Genomic DNA, 3,278 nt, shown 5'->3' on the forward strand with positions numbered 1-3,278 from the left:
AGCTCAGCTGACGGCCTTCAAAGCGCAGCGCCGTGGCTGAAGGCTGCTTCAAGGCCCAGGCCTCGACCGCCCGGTGAATCAGCAAATCATCGGCAAAGTTTTTCTCGCTGAGGTTCCAGCCTTGCAGCAATTGCTCGCGCTCGCTGCGCGGCAGAATCGACAGATTGCTCAGCGGGGTTTGCGGTGCCTGCTCCAGTGCATCGATCAACTGATGCATCACGCGCTGCATATAGCCACAGACTCGTTCTGCGCCGATCTGTGCCTCGGCCATCACCGTCAGATTGAAGCCCTCGCCCAGATCGTCAACCGACAGGGTCAGCGGATAATTGGTGCGTTCTTCACCGGCCAGCGCCTGGATACCTTCCCAGGCCGCGGCACTGTCGGTGCCCGAATGGTTTTCCAGGTGACGGTAGTTGAGCAAGGCGCTGAACAGCGGCGTCGGCGCTTCCACTCCGCTGCAACGCTGAGCCAGCACCAGCGAGGCGTGTTCGTGGGCCAATAGTGCGCTCAGGTTGGCATGGGTTTTTCTTACCCCGTTACTGACTGGCTGATCGCCAAGGTCAACCCGCAACGGCAAGGTATTGATGAACATGCCCAATGCACGGTCGGCGCCTTCGCCCGCCTGCATACGGCCCAACAATACGGTGCCGAATACCACTTCATCACGCCCCGCCAGAGCGCCCAGTACCCGCGCCCAACCCAGGTGATACAGACTGGCCGGTCCTACACCCAGCTTGCGGGCCTGGGCTCGCAAACGCTGGCCCAGGGCAGCATCCACCACCTGGCGGACTTCCTGAATGCCCTGCCCGTCGCCTTGTACGTTATGCAGCCCGAACGGCAGGGTCGGCTCGTCGATATCACTCAGCATGTCGCGGAAGAACGCTTCGTGTGCTTCGCGACTGACGCCCAGGCGCGCCTGAGCCACGTAGTTGCGGTACGGCACCGAAGCTGGCAGCCGCTCAGCTTGACCGGACATGAACGCTTCGATTTCCGAGGTCAGGATCCCCAGGGAAGTCGCATCGTCGACCATATGGTGGAACAGCAGCATGCCCAGCCAGCGATTATTGGCCGGATCATGGGTGTAGCCGATACGCATCATCGGCGCCTGGCGAATGTCCAGGCGGTAATGACGCGGGTCCAGAGCGGCACAGAGCTGATCGGCAATATCACCCGCAGCCGGATCGAGTCGAACCTCTTCCAGCGCCAGTTCCGCATGCCGCCAGACCACTTGCACCGGCTCGTCCAGGCGCTCCCAGAGCACGCCGGTGCGCAGGATATCGTGACGCGAAACCACGCCCTGCAACGCCGCGGTGAATTGTTGAATCCGCTCCAGGCTATCAAAGCTGAACAGCGCATATTGCAGATACGGATCGCCTTCGGCAGCAGCCAGGTGGTGATACAGAATCCCTTCCTGCAACGGCGCCAGCGCATAGATATCCTGCACATTGGCAACCCCGCCAGGCACACTGGCGACCACGCGGTCGATCGTGTCCTGATCCAGATCCACCAGTGGCAGCATCTCTGGCGTGATGTGCTCGCAACCTGCCGGGATCAGATTGGCCGGCACCACGATCCGCATCTGCTTGCCCACCGCAGCAGCCAGTGCCGCCAGGGTTGGCTGGCCGAACAGAACGCGCACATCGGCGCTGAGATCCTGTTGCCGCATACGCTCGATCAACTTCACGGCGAGCAACGAGTGACCACCCAGTTCAAAGAAGTGGTCATGACGACCGACCTGCTCCACACCGAGCAATTCCTGCCAGAGTCCGGCGATGATCGTTTCGGCCTCGCCTTGTGGAGCTTCATAGGCACGACTGGCCAACGCTGACTGATCAGGTACCGGCAAGGCCTTGCGATCCAGCTTGCCGTTGGTGGTCAACGGCAATGCTTCAAGGGTTACAAAGGCGCTGGGCAGCATATGCTCGGCCAGGTTCAGCAACAGCTCATCGCGCAGATCTGCGGCAGATGGCGTCGCACCTTGTGCCGGGATGACATAAGCCACCAGACGCTTGTCGCCCGGTACATCCTCGCGGGCAATGACCACCGCTTCACGTACACCGGTACAGGCCGAAAGCTGCGCCTCAACCTCGCCCAGCTCGATACGGAAACCGCGAATCTTCACCTGGTCGTCGTTACGACCCAGGTAATCCAGGGTGCCTTCGACAGTCCAGCGCGCCAGATCGCCGGTGCGGTACAGGCGAGCATGCTTGTCAGTGCTGAATGGATCGACAATAAACCGCTCTTTATTCAACTCAGGACGATTCAGGTAACCTCGCGCTACACCCGCGCCGCCCACGTACAGCTCACCAACGACACCGACCGGCACCGGTTCGCGATTGGCATCCAGTACATAGGTCTGCAAGTCCGGAATACGCACACCAATCGGGCTGACACCGGCCTGCAAGGCATCCGCCGCCTGCAAAGCCCGGTAAGTGACGTGCACCGTGGTTTCGGTGATGCCATACATGTTGACCAGTTGGGTTCCAGCGTTCACAGCGCGGGCATACCACGGTTTGAGAATCCCGGTTTCCAGCGCTTCACCGCCAAAGATAACCTGACGCAATGAGTGCGCCTGATGACTTTCGCCCTGGGCAGCAATCAACTGGCGGAAGGCACTTGGAGTCTGGTTGAGCACCGTCACCCCAGATTCACAAATCAATGCATAGCATTCCTGCGGCGAACGGCTGACCAGTTGCGGCACGATCAGCAGTTCACCACCGTTTACCAGCGCACCCCAGATTTCCCAGACCGAGAAGTCAAAGGCAAACGAGTGGAACAGCGCCCAGACATCGGTCGGTCCGAAGTCGAACCAGGGCTGAGTCGCCGTGAACAGCCGCGCTACATTGCGGTGCTCGACCTGCACGCCTTTCGGCAAGCCGGTGGAGCCTGAGGTGTAGATCACGTAGGCCAGATGTGCAGAGCTCAACGAATCAACCTGCGGATTGGAGACGGATTGCTCCTGCAAACGTGGATCGTCCAGATTGATAACCTGCACCACTACAGCCGACAAAACGTCCGCCGTAGCTGTCTGGACCAATACGGCACGCGGTTCGCTGTCCTTGAGCAGATACGCCAGTCGCTCGGCTGGATAGGCTGGATCCAGCGGTACATAACCCGCGCCAGCCTTGAGGATTCCCAGCAGGCCAACGATCATTTCCAGGCTACGTTCGACGCAGATCGCCACCCGATCGTCCGGGCCAATGCCCTGTTCGATCAAACGATGGGCGACCTGATTGGAACGGACATTGAGTTCGCCGTAGCTCAGCTGACGGCCTTCA

The 3,278-nt window shown here is 60.3% G+C and carries 1 protein-coding gene; it reads right to left on the minus strand.

Annotation, left to right across the window (positions count from 1 at the left end; all coding sequences use genetic code 11):
- Positions 1 to 3,278 (minus strand): non-ribosomal peptide synthetase (locus ALQ04_RS05880; RefSeq protein ID WP_122314916.1); only part of this gene is annotated, 3,278 nt, incomplete at both ends.

Origin of the sequence: Pseudomonas cichorii, from assembly GCF_003700275.1 — a bacterium.
Taxonomy (GTDB): domain Bacteria; phylum Pseudomonadota; class Gammaproteobacteria; order Pseudomonadales; family Pseudomonadaceae; genus Aquipseudomonas; species Aquipseudomonas cichorii_B.